Annotated in this window: 12 protein-coding genes; 8 read left to right on the top strand and 4 right to left on the bottom strand. The window is 60.0% G+C overall.

Annotated elements, in window-relative coordinates:
- The first annotated feature begins 45 nt into the window (after positions 1-45).
- Together ACI3K3_RS18825 and ACI3K3_RS18820 are read left to right on the top strand one after the other, a co-directional pair.
- Positions 46-1,236 (top strand): DUF932 domain-containing protein, encoded by a 1,191-nt coding sequence (locus ACI3K3_RS18825; RefSeq protein ID WP_404916431.1) that lies wholly within the window; start codon positions 46-48, stop codon positions 1,234-1,236.
- Between the two features lie 46 nt (positions 1,237-1,282).
- The gene (locus tag ACI3K3_RS18820; protein ID WP_404916429.1) at positions 1,283-1,522 is read left to right on the top strand and encodes a hypothetical protein; all 240 of its coding nucleotides are present in this window, start codon (positions 1,283-1,285) and stop codon (positions 1,520-1,522) included.
- A 461-nt stretch (positions 1,523-1,983) separates the two neighbouring features.
- Here the strand turns inward: ACI3K3_RS18820 and ACI3K3_RS18815 are convergent, their stop codons facing one another.
- From ACI3K3_RS18815 to manD, 3 genes are read right to left on the bottom strand one after another with little or no spacing between them, the layout of a single operon-like run.
- The gene (locus ACI3K3_RS18815; RefSeq protein WP_404916427.1) at positions 1,984-2,736 is read right to left on the bottom strand and encodes a FadR/GntR family transcriptional regulator; all 753 of its coding nucleotides are present in this window, start codon (positions 2,734-2,736) and stop codon (positions 1,984-1,986) included.
- A 12-nt stretch (positions 2,737-2,748) separates the two neighbouring features.
- Complete coding sequence (locus tag ACI3K3_RS18810; RefSeq protein ID WP_404916425.1) at positions 2,749-3,717, bottom strand: sugar kinase; 969 nt, start codon at positions 3,715-3,717, stop codon at positions 2,749-2,751.
- A gap of 24 nt (positions 3,718-3,741) precedes the next feature.
- Complete coding sequence (gene manD, locus ACI3K3_RS18805) at positions 3,742-4,950, bottom strand: D-mannonate dehydratase ManD (RefSeq protein WP_404916423.1); 1,209 nt, start codon at positions 4,948-4,950, stop codon at positions 3,742-3,744.
- A gap of 151 nt (positions 4,951-5,101) precedes the next feature.
- Here manD and uxaC point away from each other — a divergent pair, with 151 nt between their 5' ends.
- The 4 genes from uxaC to ACI3K3_RS18785 all read left to right on the top strand — a co-directional run bounded on the left by uxaC (position 5,102) and on the right by ACI3K3_RS18785 (position 11,965).
- Positions 5,102-6,520, top strand: coding sequence for a glucuronate isomerase (gene uxaC, locus ACI3K3_RS18800; protein WP_404916421.1), 1,419 nt, complete (start codon positions 5,102-5,104; stop codon positions 6,518-6,520).
- Positions 6,521-6,582: 62 nt separating this feature from the next.
- Positions 6,583-7,926, top strand: a complete 1,344-nt coding sequence (locus ACI3K3_RS18795) for a mannitol dehydrogenase family protein (RefSeq protein WP_404916419.1) — start codon at positions 6,583-6,585, stop codon at positions 7,924-7,926.
- A gap of 74 nt (positions 7,927-8,000) precedes the next feature.
- Positions 8,001-10,703, top strand: a complete 2,703-nt coding sequence (locus tag ACI3K3_RS18790; RefSeq protein ID WP_404916417.1) for a glycoside hydrolase family 2 TIM barrel-domain containing protein — start codon at positions 8,001-8,003, stop codon at positions 10,701-10,703.
- 35 nt (positions 10,704-10,738) lie between these two features.
- Positions 10,739-11,965 carry an MFS transporter gene (locus ACI3K3_RS18785; RefSeq protein ID WP_404916415.1) on the top strand — a complete coding sequence of 409 codons (1,227 nt, stop codon included), beginning with the start codon at positions 10,739-10,741 and terminating at the stop codon, positions 11,963-11,965.
- 26 nt (positions 11,966-11,991) lie between these two features.
- Here the strand turns inward: ACI3K3_RS18785 and ACI3K3_RS18780 are convergent, their stop codons facing one another.
- The gene (locus ACI3K3_RS18780; protein WP_404916413.1) at positions 11,992-12,909 is read right to left on the bottom strand and encodes a LysR family transcriptional regulator; all 918 of its coding nucleotides are present in this window, start codon (positions 12,907-12,909) and stop codon (positions 11,992-11,994) included.
- 131 nt (positions 12,910-13,040) lie between these two features.
- Between ACI3K3_RS18780 and ACI3K3_RS18775 the strand changes: the two genes are divergently transcribed.
- Together ACI3K3_RS18775 and ACI3K3_RS18770 are read left to right on the top strand one after the other, a co-directional pair.
- Positions 13,041-15,410, top strand: coding sequence for a TonB-dependent receptor (locus ACI3K3_RS18775; protein ID WP_404916411.1), 2,370 nt, complete (start codon positions 13,041-13,043; stop codon positions 15,408-15,410).
- 100 nt (positions 15,411-15,510) lie between these two features.
- The gene (locus tag ACI3K3_RS18770) at positions 15,511-16,626 is read left to right on the top strand and encodes an FAD-dependent oxidoreductase (RefSeq protein ID WP_404916409.1); all 1,116 of its coding nucleotides are present in this window, start codon (positions 15,511-15,513) and stop codon (positions 16,624-16,626) included.
- Positions 16,627-16,741 lie beyond the last annotated feature (115 nt).

Genomic DNA, 16,741 nt, shown 5'->3' with positions numbered 1-16,741 from the left:
AGGGTGGAGCGTGGGTTTGCGCTCTTGCAACAAAGGAGATCCGCCATGTCCAATACATCTGCCTACCAGGGCACTCCCGCCCGCGCGCCATACCGCGTCGATATCAGCAAGGGGCAAAACATTTCGCGCGTATCGTCCGAATGGTTTGCCCGCCCTGCCGATGAGCGCTTTCTTTCACTTGATGAGCTCTATGCCCGGGTGCTTGCGCGAGGACAGACAGCCTCGACACGCATCGTGGAAACCCGTGCTATCGAGGTTCGAGCGGAGTCGTCCGGTGCGGGCCGGTTGGAACTGCTGGTCCCCGGCGGCGAAGCTGTCGCGCCGACCAATTGGTCGTTCGGTCAGCTTTGCAGCCTGATCGGCGCGCCGGCGGCTTATTTGCGCCAACTACCGGCGGCCCTTGCAGGCATTAACCTCCAGCACGGGTTGCTCTCGCACAGAGGCGAACACGTGAAGCTGCTCGAGACCTCGGAGCATCGAACTGAACTGCGCGCCGTGACGGGGCCCGACTATGGCAGGATCTGGGATCATGAGCTGGTATCTGCCGTCATGCGCATTGCCGGGAACGGTACCGGTGACACACGCTGGAAAGTGCCGGGCGTGCTCGACTGGTCGACGATGACTTATAACCCGCACGTTGACGTCACTTCCGGCACGACGACGCTTTACGCATCCGACCGCGACGTGTTCGTTTTCCTCGTTGACGACACCCATCCGATTGAAGCCGGTAGGCTTCCGGGCGGTGAGCCGGACCTCTTTTTTCCCGGCTTCTACTGTTGGAACAGCGAGGTCGGCTCGAAGACGATAGGGATCGCGACTTTCTATCTGCGCGCCGTGTGCATGAACCGGAACCTCTGGGGCGTCGAGGATTTCAAAGAGATCAGTCTGCGTCACTCGAAATTTGCCGCCAACCGCTTCGCCGAGCAGGCCGGGCCAGCGCTGACGCGCTTCGCCAATTCCTCGCCGCGGAGCTTTGTCGAAGGCGTGAAGACAGCACGTGAGCGCCTCGTGGCCCGTACCGACGAGGATCGGACGACATTCCTGCGGGAACGTGGCTTTTCCAAAGTCGACACCTCGCGCATAATCGCGGCAGTGCTCGACGAAGAAGGCCATTCGCCGTCTTCCCTCTACGATTTCGTGCAGGGCATTACCGCGGTTGCCCGGAGCAAATCGCATCAGGACGACCGGCTCGAGTACGAGACCAGGGCTCGCAGGATCCTCGAGCGTGCGAATTGATGGCCAGACCGCGACCGCATAGTCTGCCTCACGGGAGGATACCATTATGGACGCCTTCCTGGAGTTTTCGCGCAGCTACCGGCTCGGCTGCGCGGAGTTCTATAGCGCCGACTTTCTCTTCGCGATCGAGACATTCCTCATTAAGGCCGAGAGCTGCGGGGAGGCGCTTGCGCTCGCTCGGATGTATGCCGAGCAAAGCCCATACTTCAATCTAGGGATACCCCATCTGGCCTGTCTTGTTCGGGTCCGGCAATATCCCTTCCCGCCGGGTCTCCCAGATTTGTAAGGCCGAATCTCGTTGAATTCGAAAGCCGGCGTTGCATTCAGTCACAACCTGACCGTTGGCCTTCGATGCTTCTGCGTCGAAGACGCTTAGATCGTAACGAAAGCTGAGTTCATCCTCCTCCATCAGGCGGATTGTGCCTGAAACTCCGGCACTCCGTCCGCCTAGGTGCGGACGGGTCCAAGGCGGCAATTGGCCGTAGCGATCCTTTGTTCTGAAATGGGGGCGCTACGTCCCACCGGCGCAGATATACGGTGGCGTCCTTGGGCTCGGGAAACGCCTGCTTGTCGCATATCGCAGCTTATGCCTTGGCTTGGGACAAAGCAGTCGTTCAGAGCTAACGCCCGTAACGTCAGCTTTCATCTGCATTTCTGCCGTTTCGATTTCTGAATGGTGCTGCCAAAAACGGCGATCCCCTCTTATTTAGGCCCCCCAGGTTAGGTAATGCGATTTCGAAAAACTGATTATTGTCGCGCCTCTCGTGATACGAGGCGTCGACGCTTCTCGCCTATTTCCCGTTTGGCGTTTTCGATCAACTGCAACTCCGTTACCACCAGCAGGTCCTCTGACACGCGGATGAGATGGGAACGCATTGCGCTGCGGGCTTCCTCACTGTTACGATCAACCAAAGCATCATAGATACGCCTATGTTCCTCCGGCCGAGGGTTTATACCCTCGCGTCGAGCCTGTTCGAACATGTGTCGGCAAAGCGGTGACTGTTCGCGCAGATCCCACAAATGCTCGATCGCCTGCGCCACGAGGGAACTCTGCGTCCCTTCGGCAATCGCCATGTGAAATTGTCGGTCAAAGGTGAGTTCCTCGGCAGAAGCAGGATCAAGTGCCTCCATCCTTTCGAGGATGATCCGCAGCCGTGCTATCTCCTCGTCGGACATAACAGTGGCGGCCAACGCGGCGGCTTCGCCCTCGAACATAATGCGCGCTTCTATCAGTTCGAAAGCTCCGACGTTTAGTTCGGAGATTTCAGGGTCTATCGGAAGCTGCTCCACGATATAGACGCCGGAGCCGTGCCGCACCTCCACGAGATTGCGCATTTCGAGCGCGATCATGGCCTCACGGATCGTGGGGCGGCTGACCTGAAATCGCTCGGCAAGATCGCGCTCGGGCGGCAGACGCGTTCCTGATGGATAAATTCCATCTCGGATAGTCTGTTCTATATCGCGCGCGACGCGCTGGTACAATTTTAACCGTTCAGCCATCCAGTTTGGTTGTCACAAGAAGTTTCGAGGCGCAAGATATCTTACCTCTTGGCAAGACACGTACGGCGCATCCCCATCCCAGCATGGGATGGCTCCTTTCCGCATTACATTCCATCCCGCGAGAGCATGACCTGCCTTAGCCGCCTCTATGATTGGAGCGTCATTCATTCGGGCGCCGAGATAGCCGCCATTGAATGCGTCCCCCGCGCCGCTGGTGTCCACCGGGTGCAGCACTTGCGGGACCGGGCAGTCCTCCCCGTCAGGCAGCCGGCATCCTCGAGCGCCCAACTTGACGATCACTTCGCTGCAGCCGAGGCTCTGCCAATGGGCCTCAACTTGCGCTGCGCGGTGCTCACACTCGTCCGAAGCGCCATTGTCGCGCGCGATTGCAGCCTCGTCTTCCAGGGTAGGCAGACCAAAGGACGCCGTGGCTATCGCCCGATCACGCCAGTGGGCAGCAGCTTCCGGGCTTTCCCATAAGCGCGCGCGATAATTGCCGTCGAAAGCGACCCGACCGCCGCGCGCCCGCACGCCTGCCGCTAGTCGCAACAAGCGCTCTCGTCCTTCCGGAGGCAGGATTGCCAGCGAGATGAGTGAGAAGCAGAGCAGATCGGCTTTCTCAGCGATGAGCAGGGTCGCTTCCGCAGCCTCCAGCTCGAACAATGCGCGTGCGGCGCTGGTGTCACGCCAGTAGCCAAAGCTCCGTTCGCCGGCAGCATCCGTCGCAATGGCGTAGAGGCCCACCTGCCGCGTCGGGTGAGTGAGAACAAGGTCGCAGTCGATCCCCTCCGCTTCCCACGCCGCGCGCAGCGTTCGGCTGAATGCATCGTTGCCGATCGCCGTCAGGTAGGCGACATCATGCCCCGCCCGGGCAAGGTGGATTGCGGTGTTCAGCGTATCCCCGCCGAACCCGACGCTCCACGCGCCTGCTTCGTTTGAAAGCTCCACCATGCCCTCACCGAGGCAGACGATCCTTGCCATTTCAATCGACTTTCCTGATTTCGATTACCAGCTCCACATCGTCCCGTCCTCAAGCCGGGCGACCGGCAGATAGGCAGGCTTGTAGGGGTACTTCGCGGCAAGTTCTTCATCGATGTCAACACCGTGACCCGGCGTGTCGCCGCAGAACAGCTCGCCTTTTTCGAAGTGGTAGTCGTGCGGGAAAACGGCATCCGTCTCTTCGGTATGCCGCATGTATTCCTGAATGCCGAAGTTCGGAACCCAGGTATCGAAATGCAGTGCCGTGCCCATGGTGACGGGAGAGAGGTCGGTGGCGCCGTGGCTGCCGGTGCGGATCTGGTACAGACTTGCGAAATCGGCGATCCGCCGCAAGTGGGTGACGCCGCCCGCGCTGACGATCGTGCATCGGATATAGTCGATGAGCTGGTTCTGGATCAGGTCCTTGGCATCCCAGATCGTGTTGAAAATCTCTCCGACGGCGAGCGGCGTCACCGTGTGCTGCCGCACCAGCTTGAACGCTTCCTGGTTCTCCGCCGGAGTGCAGTCTTCCAGCCAGAACAACTGATAAGGCTCCAGCATCTTGCCGAGGTTCGCCGCCTCCTGCGGGGTATAACGGTGGTGGCCATCATGCAGCAGATGATGGTCGAAGCCGTAAGTTTCGCGCAGCTTCTCGAACATCTTAGGGACGTAGTTGAGCGCTTTTCGCGTGTCCCAGCCAGTGACCGAGGGAAGTGCAGCGTCAGCGGGCTCGTAGTAGAGCTTGCCGCGACCGACCCCATAGGCATCCTTGATGCCGGGGACGCCGGTTTGGGCGCGAATGGCTTTGTAACCAAGATCGATGTAATGCCCTACCGCATCTACCGTTTCCGCGATATCGCCACCGTTCGCGTGGCCGTAGACCATTACGCCGTCGCGGCTGCGACCACCCAACAACTGGTAGAGAGGCATGTTCGCCATCTTGGCCTTGATGTCCCACAGCGCGACGTCCACTGCAGCGATGGCTCGCATCGTTACCGGTCCGCGGCGCCAGTAGGCACCCTTGTAGAGATACTGCCAGATATCCTCGATCCGCCGGGGATCCATGCCGATCAAACAAGGCGCCACGTGATCTTCGAGATAGGAGACCACTGCCTTCTCGCGCCCGTTCATGGTCGCATCGCCGATGCCGTAGACACCTTGATCGGTCATGATCTTCAGCGTCACGAAATTCCGTCCCGGGCATGTCACGATAACTTTGGCCGATGTGATCTTCACTGGCGATCTCCGCTTGTGCTGTCGCCAGCCCACCTGGCGTAATGTCATTCGTATATTGCCCTTGCCATATATCATCAAGTGGTATGTCCACTTGCTAACGATTGGAAAAGCCTTACAAGGGAGAGACAACACGTGCCAGGAGCCTGAAGACATGTTCCCGCGATCTCTCGAACTTCACTCCGATCGCCTGTTCCCGGCCGATCCTTCCATCCGCCGGATCGCGCGCGCGCTTCATCAGAGTGTCGAGAAGCTCCCGATCGTCAGCCCGCACGGCCATACCGATCCCTCCTGGTTCGCGGGCAATGAGCCCTTCGGCAACGCGGCCGACATGCTGTTGACCCCAGATCACTACGTCTTCCGGATGCTCTATTCGCAAGGCGTGGCGCTCGAATCGCTGGGCATTGGCAACCGCTTGGCGAACCCGCGAGAGGCCTGGCGACTTCTGGCACAGAATTATCATCTGTTTCGCGGCACCCCGTCACGCATGTGGCTGGACTGGGTCTTCGCCGAGGTGTTCGGCATGGGCGTCCAGCTCAGCAAGGATACGAGCGACCTCTACTTCGACACCATAACCGAAATGCTCGAGACTGATTCGTTCCGCCCGCGCGCCTTGTTCGACCGCTACCGGATTGAGGTGATTGCAACGACGGAAAGTCCACTGGAATCGTTGGAGCACCATGCTGCGGTGAAGGTGGAGAACAGTCGTTCAACCGGCTGGCAAGGCCGGGTCGTGACCGCCTATCGTCCTGACCCAGTGGTTGACCCCGAGTTTGAGGGTTTTCGCGACAATTTACGCCGCTTCTCTGAAATTACCGGAGAAGACTGCATGACTTGGACTGGCTACCTCGCGGCCCATCGCCAGAGGCGAGCGTTTTTCGCAGCCATGGGCGCTACGTCGACCGACCACGGTCACCCCACTCCCCGCACGGCAGATCTTACCCTGGCGGAAGCGGAGGCGCTGTTCACACGCGTTTCAATAGGTAATTTCACGCACGAGGATGCCGAACTGTTCCGAGCGCAGATGCTCACCGAGATGGCGGCGATGAGCCTCGACGACGGGTTGGTCATGCAGATTCACCCTGGCTCTTTCCGTAACCACAACGCCAGCGTTTTCGAGCGTTTCGGGCGAGACAAGGGTGCGGATATACCGGTCCGCGCGGAGTTCGTGGCCAACCTGAAGCCGCTGCTGGACCGCTTCGGCAACGATCCGCGCCTTTCGATCATCCTGTTTACCTTGGATGAAAGCACGTACGCTCGCGAACTTGCACCCTTGGCCGGTCATTATCCCAGCCTGAAGCTCGGCCCGGCATGGTGGTTCCACGACAGTCCCGAAGGCATGCGGCGCTTCCGCCTGATGACGACGGAGACGGCGGGCTTTTACAATACCGTCGGCTTCAATGACGATACCCGCGCATTCCTCTCCATTCCGGCCCGCCACGACGTTGCTCGACGGATCGACTGCGGTGTTCTGGCACAGTTGGTGGCCGAGCACCGGATAGCGGACTGGGAGGCGGCCGAACTGGCGCAGGATCTTGCCTACAACCTTGCGAAGAGGGCGTACAAGCTGTGACCCGGCTTTCCTTCGCAACGGTCGGCTCTCTGCCAGCAAGCGTCACTCCTCCAGTCAGAGATATGGGTGCAAAGAATGTCCAGACTGCACGCTTCGGCATCGTGCACTTCGGGATAGGCGCGTTCCACCGAGCGCACCAGGCTTGGTACACAGACAAAGCGCAAGACCAGAAGCAAGACGGCGCCGGCTGGAGCATCGTCGGCATCTCGCTGCGCTCCGCAACCGTAGCGCAGCAACTTAATCCGCAGGACGGGCTCTATACGGTTACCGAATGCTCGCCCGGGGGCCGAGCCGTGCGGGTAATCGGTTCGGTCCGGCAGGTTCTGACAGCAAGCGAGCAACCGGAAGCCGTCGCGGCCGCGATCGCAGCGCCGGAAACCCACATCATCACATTCACCGTGACCGAAAAAGGGTACTGTCGCACCGCCGAGGGGTCGCTGGATCCCGAACTGGCCCAAGAAGGCAGTATTTATCCATTCCTCGGCCGAGGACTTCGCCGCCGCCTGGACGCGGGCCTTCCCGGGCTTACGCTCCTCTCCTGCGACAATCTTGCACACAATGGCCGGCAGCTCGAAAATCTGCTGACCGCATACTTGCGGAAGCAGGACCCGGAACTCGCTGAATGGACGGCGCGAACCTGCACGTTCCCTTGCTCGATGGTGGACCGGATCGTCCCGGCCACTACGATTGCCGATCTCGACGCCGTGGCTGCTGCGATCGACATGGAAGACCGGGGGGCGGTCGTAACCGAGCCGTTCAGCCAATGGGTGATCGAGGACCGGTTTGCCGGCCAGCGACCCGCCTGGGAGAGGGTAGGCGCTGAATTGGTCGCCGATGTAACGCCGTATGAGACGGCGAAACTGCGGCTGCTCAACGGTGCACATTCGGCACTGGCGTACCTCGGGCTGGAGCAAGGCCACACTTTCGTCCACGAAGCCGTGGCTGACCCGGCGATCAGGCCCGTGATCGAGCAATTGATGCGTGATGAGGCTGCTCCAACCATTCCAGCCGCGCCTGGTCAGGATCTCGGCGCATATGCAGACGCCTTGCTCCACCGTTTCGCCAATCCTGCGCTCAACCACCGACTGATCCAGATTGCGATGGACGGAAGTCAGAAGATCACACAGCGCTGGTTGGAAACACTCTTGGAAAGCCGCAATCGTTGCCCGGCTATTCTGACCGCCTTGGCCGCGTGGCTGCGGCATGTCCGCGGCGACAATACGGCAATATGGGGAGCTGTCGACGATCCCATGGCGGAAGCCTTGGCACTTGCATGGAAAGGCCGCACCTCTGCGGAAGCTGTGCATGCCATCTTGGGCCACGATGGAGTGATCTGCGGAGAAAGCGCGCTCCGGTCAAGCGATGCAAAGGAATTGCTTGCGCTTATTGACGCGAAGCGAATGTGACCTAGCCAATTTTCTAATTTGGGCTATTCTCCATGCGATGGCCTGAAAATCAGCAGAACAGAAGGAAACCGAGGATGCGCTACGAATGGCTGGCGGGCCTTGCCCTCTCCGCATTGATCCCTTCCGCCGCCCTGGCGCAAGGTAAGCCCGCTCCAGTCTCCCAAGATGCGGGCGTTATTCGCTCCGTAGTGGACTTGAGCGAGGGATGGCGTTTCCACAAAGGTGACGATGCCGCCCAAGCACCCGAGTTCTCCGATGCAAACTGGCAGATCGTTAAAGTGCCGCATTCGTGGAACCGGATCGGCGAATATGAAGCGGCGGCAAAGGTCGAGACGGTCCGGTCCTTGGATACCTATCAGGGAGTCGCCTGGTATCGGCTGAATTTCGATGCGCCCTTGCTCCGGAACGGACAACGGCTTTGGCTCGAGTTTGATGCGGCAAGCCGACGCGCGGAGATTTGGGTGAACGGCCGCAAGCTTGGCATGCATGACAGCGGCTTTTCCCGCTTCCGCCTCGACGCCACCGACCTCATCAAGCCGGGTACTAAGAACCTGCTGGCGGTTAAAGTGGACAACAGTGCACCGAAGCTCGGCAGCGCCACAGCAGATTCGCTTCCCCTGCTCGGCGATTTTGTGGTCCAGGGGGGCCTCTATCGTCCGGTTCGCATGGTGGTCACGAACGCCGCGCATGTCGATATGACCGATCATGGCGGCCCCGGCATTTACGCACGTACAGATCGGATCGATGCTGCCAGGGCGTCCGTGTCGCTTCTCTCAAAATTTGCTAACGATGGCGGGGCGGCTTTCTCGGGCACCGCTCGCGCCCGGTTGGTCGCTGCGGACGGAACAGTGGCAGCGGAGACCAGCACCCCGGTGCGCCTCGGAACCAAGACGAAAGCAGAAATTCACCAGCAGCTTACAGTTCCGAAACCTCATTTATGGCAAGGCACCAGCGATCCCTACCTCTACAATCTCGAAGTGGAGCTACGAGATCGCAAAGGCCAGGTTGTAGATGTGCGGCGGCAGACTTACGGGATTCGCGAGATCCGCATCGATCCGGCCAAGGGCTTCTTCCTGAACGGAAAGCACGTTCCGCTCCGCGGCGTCGGCTTCCACCAGGACAGCATGGAATCGGGCTGGGGCATGACAGAAGCGGAGATCGCCGATCGCGTTGCCACCATTCGTAACATGGGCGCGAACACCATTCGCCTCACCCACTACCAGCATGGCCAGACGGTTCACGATCTGGCTGATCGCTATGGTCTCATCCTCTGGGACGAGATTGCACTCGTTACCGCATGGACGCTCGAAGAAGCTCAGGGAGCTGCGCCCGCCGGCATTCGTGCTCAGGCGAGGCAGCAGTTGCAGGAAATGATCCGGCAGAACTACAACCACCCCTCGGTTGCGGTTTGGGGCATAGCCAACGAGGTCGACTTCGGTCCCGGCCGTCCCGACTTCCTGGGGCGCGGACTCGTCGTCAAGCCGAGCGACCCGTCACCCTTCCTGCGTGAACTGAATGCTTTGGCTATAGCCGAGGATCCTTCCCGGCGGACCACCCTGGCGACTTGCTGCGAAGACCGTGACATGCCGGACGTTCCAGACGTTGCCGGCATCACACAGACCTCTGGCGCCAACCGCTACTTTGGATGGTACTACGGCAAGCCAGAAGGCTTGGCGCCGCATCTAGATGCGCTGCATGCGAAACGGCCTGGACAACCTCAGTCCCTCACCGAATACGGTGCCGGAGGCGCCCTTTCGCTGCATACGGATGATCCACTGGGCGGTCCGATCGATATGGGCGGTCGGAACCAGCCTGAAGAATATCAATCCTGGCTTCATGAAAAGACCTGGCCGATCATCGCCGACCGGCCTTTCATCTGGGCAAGCTGGATCTGGAACAGTTTTGATTTCGCCACGTCCACCCGAACCGAGGGGGACGCGCGTGACATCAATACCAAGGGGCTGGTGAGCTACGACGGCAAGATCCGCAAGGACGCTTTCTATTACTACCGTGCCAACTGGTCGCCGGAACCTACTGTGCACTTGGCCGGCCGGCGCTACACTGACCGCGCATACCAGAGCGTGGATGTCCGGGCTTACAGTAACGCTCCAGCGACCGAACTGCGTTTGAATGGTCGTAGCATCGGCACCATGAACCGCTGCGACAACGGAACTTGCATATGGTCGGAAGTGCGGCTTGAACCTGGCGAAAACCGGCTGGAAGCGATCGGCAAGTTCGACAACGGTGAAACCCGTGATGTCGTGACCTGGCAACTCGCGTCATTCCGGCGCAATGCTTACCGGATTGATGCTGGCGCGCTGATCGCAGCACAGGTTTCTGGCGAAGGCTTCGGCTCCGATGCGTTCTTCAAGGGCGGCGAGGCGGCCTCGCTCGACAAGCGCCCTCGGGGGCGTCCGCCGATTCTCTCCGCTATCCAGTCGCCCGATCGCCGCGACCTGCTTGCCACGTTCCGCGAAGGCACCTTCAGCTATCACCTGCCGCTTGAAGCCGGGCGATACACCGTGACTGTCACATTCGTGGAGGGCACTGCCGTTGAAGGAGAACGAGCGTTCGACGTGGCTGCCAATGGCAAGGTCATGCTGGAAAATGTCGATGTCGCCAAGCTGGCAGGCGGCGCACTTAAGCCCCTGGTGCGAACCTTCCAAGTGGAAGCACGCAGCGGCGCGCTCGATCTCGCTTTTACGCCGCGCAAGGGCAAGGCCATCGTTTCCGCGATCGAGGTTGTTCCAGTCTCCGCACAAAGGAAGGCCCGATAGGAATGGCCGTCTTGCGAGGCAAATTGCGCTGGTGGATGATCGGGCTGGTTACGCTGGGCACGATCATGAACTATCTGGCGCGCTCCACGCTGTCCGTGGCTGCGCCGACGCTAAAAGGCGAATTCGGTCTGACTACAGAACAGTACAGCTGGGTTGTACTGGCGTTTCAGGCTAGCTACACGGTGATGCAGACTGTGGCTGGCACCCTGCTCGACGTCATGGGCACGCGGCTCGGCTTCTTCGTATTCGCGCTTGGCTGGGCCCTGTCCAACATTGGCCACGTCTTTGCCACGGGCTGGCAGAGCCTGGCGCTTTTCCGCGCAGTCCTGGGCGCAACCGAAGCAGCGGCAATACCCGCCGGCGCCAAAGTGACTTCAGAATGGTTCCCTGCCAATGAGCGCCCCCTGGCTACCAGTTGCTTCCAGATGGGCACAAGCGTCGGGAGCATGGTGGCACCTCCGCTCGTAGCGTTCTGCATCCTATGGTGGAACTGGCAGGCCGCCTTCCTCGTCACTGGCGCGCTCAGCCTGGTCTGGGCCATTCTCTGGTGGTTCGCTTATCGCTCCCCTGCCGACCACCCCCGTCTCACGTCCGATGAACGGGCACTGCTAGAGGAATCCAAAAGCGCCGAGGAAGGTGTCAGCCGCCCAGCCCGCAAGATCGATGTGCTGCGCAGCCGCAGCTTCTGGGGAATCGCCGTCCCGCGCTTCCTTGCTGAGCCAGCCTGGCAGACTTTCAATTTCTTCATTCCGCTCTACCTCGTCTCGGTCTGGCGTCTCGACCTCAAGGACGTGGCCCTCTGGGCTTGGATGCCTTTTCTCGCGGCCGATTTCGGATCCTTGGCAGCCGGACTGTTGCCGGGCTGGCTGATGAAGCGCGGGATCGGCGTTATCACATCTCGAAAAATCACCATGACCACTGGCGCCCTATGCATGTTGGGGCCTGCCTGCATCGGTTGGGCGGGATCTCCTGGACTGGCGATCCTGCTGTTCTGCATCGGCGGATTTGCCCATCAGATGCTGAACGGTGCTCTGATCACACTTTGCGCCGACAGTTTCGAAACCAGTGCTGTCGGCACGGCCAGCGGGATGGCGGGCAGCATCGCTTGGATCGGGGGCATGATCTTCACGCTTATCATCGGCCAGAGCGTTGATCTTGTAGGCTACAATCCGCTGTTTGTTGCGCTGGGATTGCTCGATCTCGTCGGCGCTGCAGTGCTCTGGAGTCTGCTCAGGAATAAGACCGCGCCCGCTCGAAGCTGACCTCCGTGCATGGCCGCGGCAGCGCATTACCGAGCTGCCGTGCCCTCGCCCGCGCGTTGCTTGATCTCATCGATCAGCCAGCGGATTCCGGGGTCTGACGCGCGGGTTTGATGGTACTGCACCAATTGTTTGAGCGGTTGCAGGGCAGCAGGGATCTCGGCGTAGGTTATATCGAAATGTTCCGCACAAAGCGCCGCCAACCTCCGGTGCATAAGCGCAAGTCTCTGGGTGCCGACCAACAGCCAAGGCAGCACCGTGAAAGCTGAGGCCGTCACTTCGACGCGGCGGCGATAACCCAATTGTTCGATCTGGCGATCGCCGACCGTCGCCAATCGCTCACTGCCCACTGCCACCGCGACATGACCGTACTCAAAGATTCGCCCGAGATCGAAGTCGGTTTCGAAAATCGGATGATGCCGCCATCCGGCAAGGACATAGCGTTCATCATACAGCGGCTCGGTAGGCACACCAGGAATAGCGTACTCCGTCGGCGTCACCTGTAAATCAACTTGGCCGCGCCTTAGTTTTTCGGTGGCATGCTCATCCGTCAGGATGAAGTGGAACCGGAGGCCAGGTGCACGCTCGGCCCAGGAACTGGCTAGAGGCGCGAGGATTGCAGCTACGACATAGTCAGACGCGACGATCCTGAACTCTCGTTCCGCAGTCTCAGCGAAGAAGCCTGATGAACTGGTCAGAGCTTCTTCCGCTTGGCGCAGGCATTCGCGCACCCGTGGCAGCAGCGACTCGGCGAAAGGGGTAGGGAACATTTTACGGCCCTGGACCACCAGCAGTTCATCCCCGAAGTAATCCCTAAGCCTGGCCAAGGCTGAACTCGCGGCAGGTTGGCTGATGCCGATCCGGTCGCCCGCGCGCGCGGTGCTGCGTGTCTCCATGAGTGCATCGAACACTACGAAGAGGTTTAAATCCATTCCCTTGAAACGCATGGCAACTTCCTCTCAATTCGTTTCATTTATCGACATCAAGTTGAACAATCAATTTCTCATGGCTCCAAAGAAGGCGTAGAGGATTTTGGTAAGGTCAATTTGCAAGACCGTTGGGAAAAGAGGAGGATCCTGTGCGCCAATCCGCAGCCATCATTCTGCTGTCAGCAACCATGCTCACTGCACCTGCCGCTTTCGCGCAAGTCGCCGATCCATCGTCCGGTGATCCCGCTGCCAGTTCGCCGACCGACATCGTGGTGACCGCGCAACGCCGAAGCGAAAGCATCCAGCGTGTTCCGGTTAGCCTAACCGCCGTGAGTGAGGAAACTATCCGCTCGCAGAACCTCAACGACTTGACCCAGGTTTCGCGAGCCGCGCCCTCACTGCAGGTGGGCGTCGACAATTCATTCGCGGTCCGCGGCGTAGGTACGCTGGCGTTTGCGGGGACGATCGACAGCAGCGTCGCGCTCGCCATCGATGAGGTCAATCTCGGGCGTCCGCTGCTCAACAGCCCGATGCTGAACGACATCGCCCGTGTTGAAGTGCTCAATGGCCCGCAAGGTCTGCTGTTCGGAAAAAACGCATCGGCCGGTCTTCTCAGCATCGTCACCACGCGTCCCAAGGTCGGCGAATTTTCCAGCTCGACCAACATCGAATTGGCGTCGCGCGCGACACCCGGTGCGAACCGCACCGCGCCGGGTCTGATCCTGCGCGAGGCAATCAACATCCCGGTAACGGCAAATTCGGCTCTCCGCCTGAGCGGGCTTTATTCGTACCAGGAGCCGGGCACGACGTACGTTGGCACCCGCCTGCCTGGAACACGTCACGATTTGAACGCGCGTAGCTACTCGCTTAAGGGCAAGTATCTTGCCGAGCTCACTGACAAGCTCACCTTCTACGCGATTGCTGACTATAACGAAAACCACGGCATCGCAGGTCTTGGCGACAATACCTACAGGCAAGTCGCTTCCGACAGTACGAACCTCGGCCCACTCGCCGCTGACGGGATCACGCCAGGTAGCAAGAACCTGCTGTTCGGCGGCGACGCTGCCCAGTTCCGCGATATCAAGACCGGCGGGGCTCAGGCGCAAGTCAGCTACGCGCTGGATTCCGGCTTGGAGATCAGCAATATCTTCGCCTGGCGCTTCTATACGCAGGACCAGTCGCTGGATGGGGATTACCTCTCTTCCGACGGTCTTAACATCAATGCGACGCAGGCTCGCTACGATCAGTTCTCAAACGAACTGCGCGTGGCACTGCCGGCAGAAAACAGGCTTAGCGGCCAAGTCGGTCTCTATTGGTTCAAGTCGCAGCTCGACACTTCTCGCCAGCTTGGCGGAAATAGCTACAACTCCGCCGCGACACTGGCGGGCTTCCCCTTCTGCGTCGGTTCCGTTGTTGCGGCGAGGTGCACCCGCACTAACGTTGCGCAAGTCGGCAGCGATCGCGACTATGTGCTCGACACGCAGAGCTATGCTGCTTTCGGGCAGCTGACCTATGAGCTCGTGGATGGGTTCAAGCTCATTGCTGGCGGCCGTGTGACGCATGACAAGATCGATCTCGATCTCTCGCAAAACCAGCTCAATTACTTCCAGACGCTAAGCGGCCCGCGCGGTACGTTCACCTCCAGCTATGACAACACGGATTTCAGCTGGAAGGTGGGCGCTCAGTATCAGGCGACGCCGACAGTGATGTTTTATGGCTTCTATGGTCGCGGCTATAAGGGGCCCGGCTTCAACGATAGCTTCCCGACAGCCACGGCGGACGTTGTCGTGCGTGAGGAAACCTCGAACACGGCCGAAATCGGCGTGAAGTCCAGCTTCCTCGACCGTCGCTTGACGTTTAACCTCTCTGCTTTCCACACCAAGTTCGACAATTTCCAGGTGCAGTCCTTCGACCCCAACCTGGCGACCTTCTTGGTGCAGAACGCCGCCGCCGTCACGTCCAAGGGCATCGAGGCCAGCATAATCGCCGCGCCGTTCCAGGGCCTGACGATTAACAGCTCGCTTTCGCTGCTGTCCTCAAAGTTCGACACGTTCCTGGGCGCGCAGTGCTATCCCACTCAGACCACGATGGGGTGCTCGCCGACGGTCAGCACGTTCGATGCGTCAGGCTTGCGCCTGCCCGCAGCGCCCAAGTTCACTTCGACCGTGCAGGTGCAGTACGAAGTACCGACGGATGGCAACGTGCGGCCTTTCATCCAGGGGAACTGGTACCACCGCTCGTCCATCAACTACGTAGTGAACCAGGCGCCAGGCGCTGGACTGGGTGCGATTGACATCTTTGGGGCCAGCATCGGCGCCAAGATTGGTGATCAGCTACGCATCTCCCTGTTCTGCAAAAACTGCACGAACAAGATCAACCCGACTGCCATCGGCATCGATTCCGGCGATGCCAACTCCAGGAACGCGCGAGGCGCAGCAACGCCGAAGTTGTCCTACACGCAGCAGTTCGGCTTGGATTCGGTGCGTAGTTTCGGCCTCAACTTGGGCTTTGATTTTTAAAGCAGGCAGCTTTTCGCGGTCCGGCAAATCGCCGGACCGCGAAGAGTTCCGCAAGATCTAGGCGCGACGAGACGCCATCTCCTGTTTCAGGGATATCGGTATGAATGATCTCAAGGTCCTCATCATTGGTGCTGGCATCGGCGGCTTGTCCGCGGCGATTGCACTTTCGCGGAAGGGCCACCGTATCACGGTAATCGAGCGTGACCCGGAATGGTCGGTTTATGGTGTTGGCATCATCCAGCAGGCCAACGTGGTGCGCGCCATGAACCAGCTTGGCGTGCTCGACACCTTCCTCGATGCGGCCTGCGGCTTCGATGCGGTCGAGATCTACATCCCGTCCGGTGCACGAGTAGCTAGAGTACCCACGCCCAGGCTAGTCCCGGGAAAGCCTGCCAATGTCGGCATCGGCCGCCGGGCGCTTCAGAAGGTGCTGGGCGACAGTGCGCTGGCCCAGGGCGTTACCATTCGACTGGGTGTCACCGCGACAGGGCTGGACGATACCGGAGAGCACATGATTGTAAACTTCTCCCACGGTGATCAGGAGCAGTACGATCTCGTCATTGGCGCTGACGGCGTTTATTCGCAGACCCGCGCTTCCGTTCTGCCCGATGCGGAAATACCGGAATTCACCGGTCAAGGGGTGTGGCGCTATTCCTTTCCTCGCCCTAGCGACCTGGATGCCCTTCATGTCTATAATGGGCCTGTTGGCGTTGGCCTCGTGCCGATGAGCTCGGATGAGATGTACCTGTTTGCAACAAGTCCCGAGCCGGGAAACCCTCTCTATTCGCGAGAGGGTTTGGCAGCCGTTATGCGTTCCAAGCTGGAGAATGCCGCGCCGCAGATCCAGGCGTTGGCTGACAGAATCACCGACGATGCCGCAGTGGTCTACCGCCCGCTCGAAGGCCTGATGGTACACGGGCCGTGGCACAAGGGCCGGGTCGTGCTGCTGGGCGATGCCGTCCACGCCACCACGCCGCATTTGGGCCAGGGAGCGGGCATGGCAATCGAAGACGCGCTGGTGCTGGCCGAAGAACTCTCTTCCCACGCCGAGCCCGAAGCGGCCTTCGAGGCCTATCGCGCGCGCCGCTACGAGCGCTGCCGCTACATCGTCGAGGCCTCACTGGCGATTTGCCACGGGCAGATCGGCAAAGGTCCGCCCGTCGATAATCACAAAGCGACCGGCGAGATGTTCGCGCTCATCAGCCAGCCTATCTAATCTACCAAATTTAAGACCTATGGCCATGACGAGCATCTCACCCCTTGAGCAGGTGGTGAATAATACTTCCGTGAGATCGAACGACGGCTTTCATATGGTTCAGACATCGGAGGTG

It is taken from the genome of Novosphingobium sp. ZW T3_23 (genome assembly GCF_044987305.1).
Classification (GTDB): domain Bacteria; phylum Pseudomonadota; class Alphaproteobacteria; order Sphingomonadales; family Sphingomonadaceae; genus Novosphingobium.
Note: the sequence above shows the minus strand (reverse complement) of the source record. Positions and strands in the feature narration are given on the sequence as shown.

Excerpts from the sequence above, each read along its gene's own strand:
- ACI3K3_RS18825 (WP_404916431.1), top strand. The coding sequence starts at position 46 with ATGTCCAATACATCTGCCTACCAGGGCACTCCCGCCCGCGCGCCATAC.
- ACI3K3_RS18820 (WP_404916429.1), top strand. The coding sequence starts at position 1,283 with ATGGACGCCTTCCTGGAGTTTTCGCGCAGCTACCGGCTCGGCTGCGCG.
- ACI3K3_RS18815 (WP_404916427.1), bottom strand. The coding sequence starts at position 2,736 with ATGGCTGAACGGTTAAAATTGTACCAGCGCGTCGCGCGCGATATAGAA.
- ACI3K3_RS18810 (WP_404916425.1), bottom strand. The coding sequence starts at position 3,717 with ATGGCAAGGATCGTCTGCCTCGGTGAGGGCATGGTGGAGCTTTCAAAC.
- uxaC (WP_404916421.1), top strand. The coding sequence starts at position 5,102 with ATGTTCCCGCGATCTCTCGAACTTCACTCCGATCGCCTGTTCCCGGCC.
- ACI3K3_RS18795 (WP_404916419.1), top strand. The coding sequence starts at position 6,583 with ATGGGTGCAAAGAATGTCCAGACTGCACGCTTCGGCATCGTGCACTTC.
- ACI3K3_RS18790 (WP_404916417.1), top strand. The coding sequence starts at position 8,001 with ATGCGCTACGAATGGCTGGCGGGCCTTGCCCTCTCCGCATTGATCCCT.
- ACI3K3_RS18785 (WP_404916415.1), top strand. The coding sequence starts at position 10,739 with ATGATCGGGCTGGTTACGCTGGGCACGATCATGAACTATCTGGCGCGC.
- ACI3K3_RS18780 (WP_404916413.1), bottom strand. The coding sequence starts at position 12,909 with ATGCGTTTCAAGGGAATGGATTTAAACCTCTTCGTAGTGTTCGATGCA.
- ACI3K3_RS18770 (WP_404916409.1), top strand. The coding sequence starts at position 15,511 with ATGAATGATCTCAAGGTCCTCATCATTGGTGCTGGCATCGGCGGCTTG.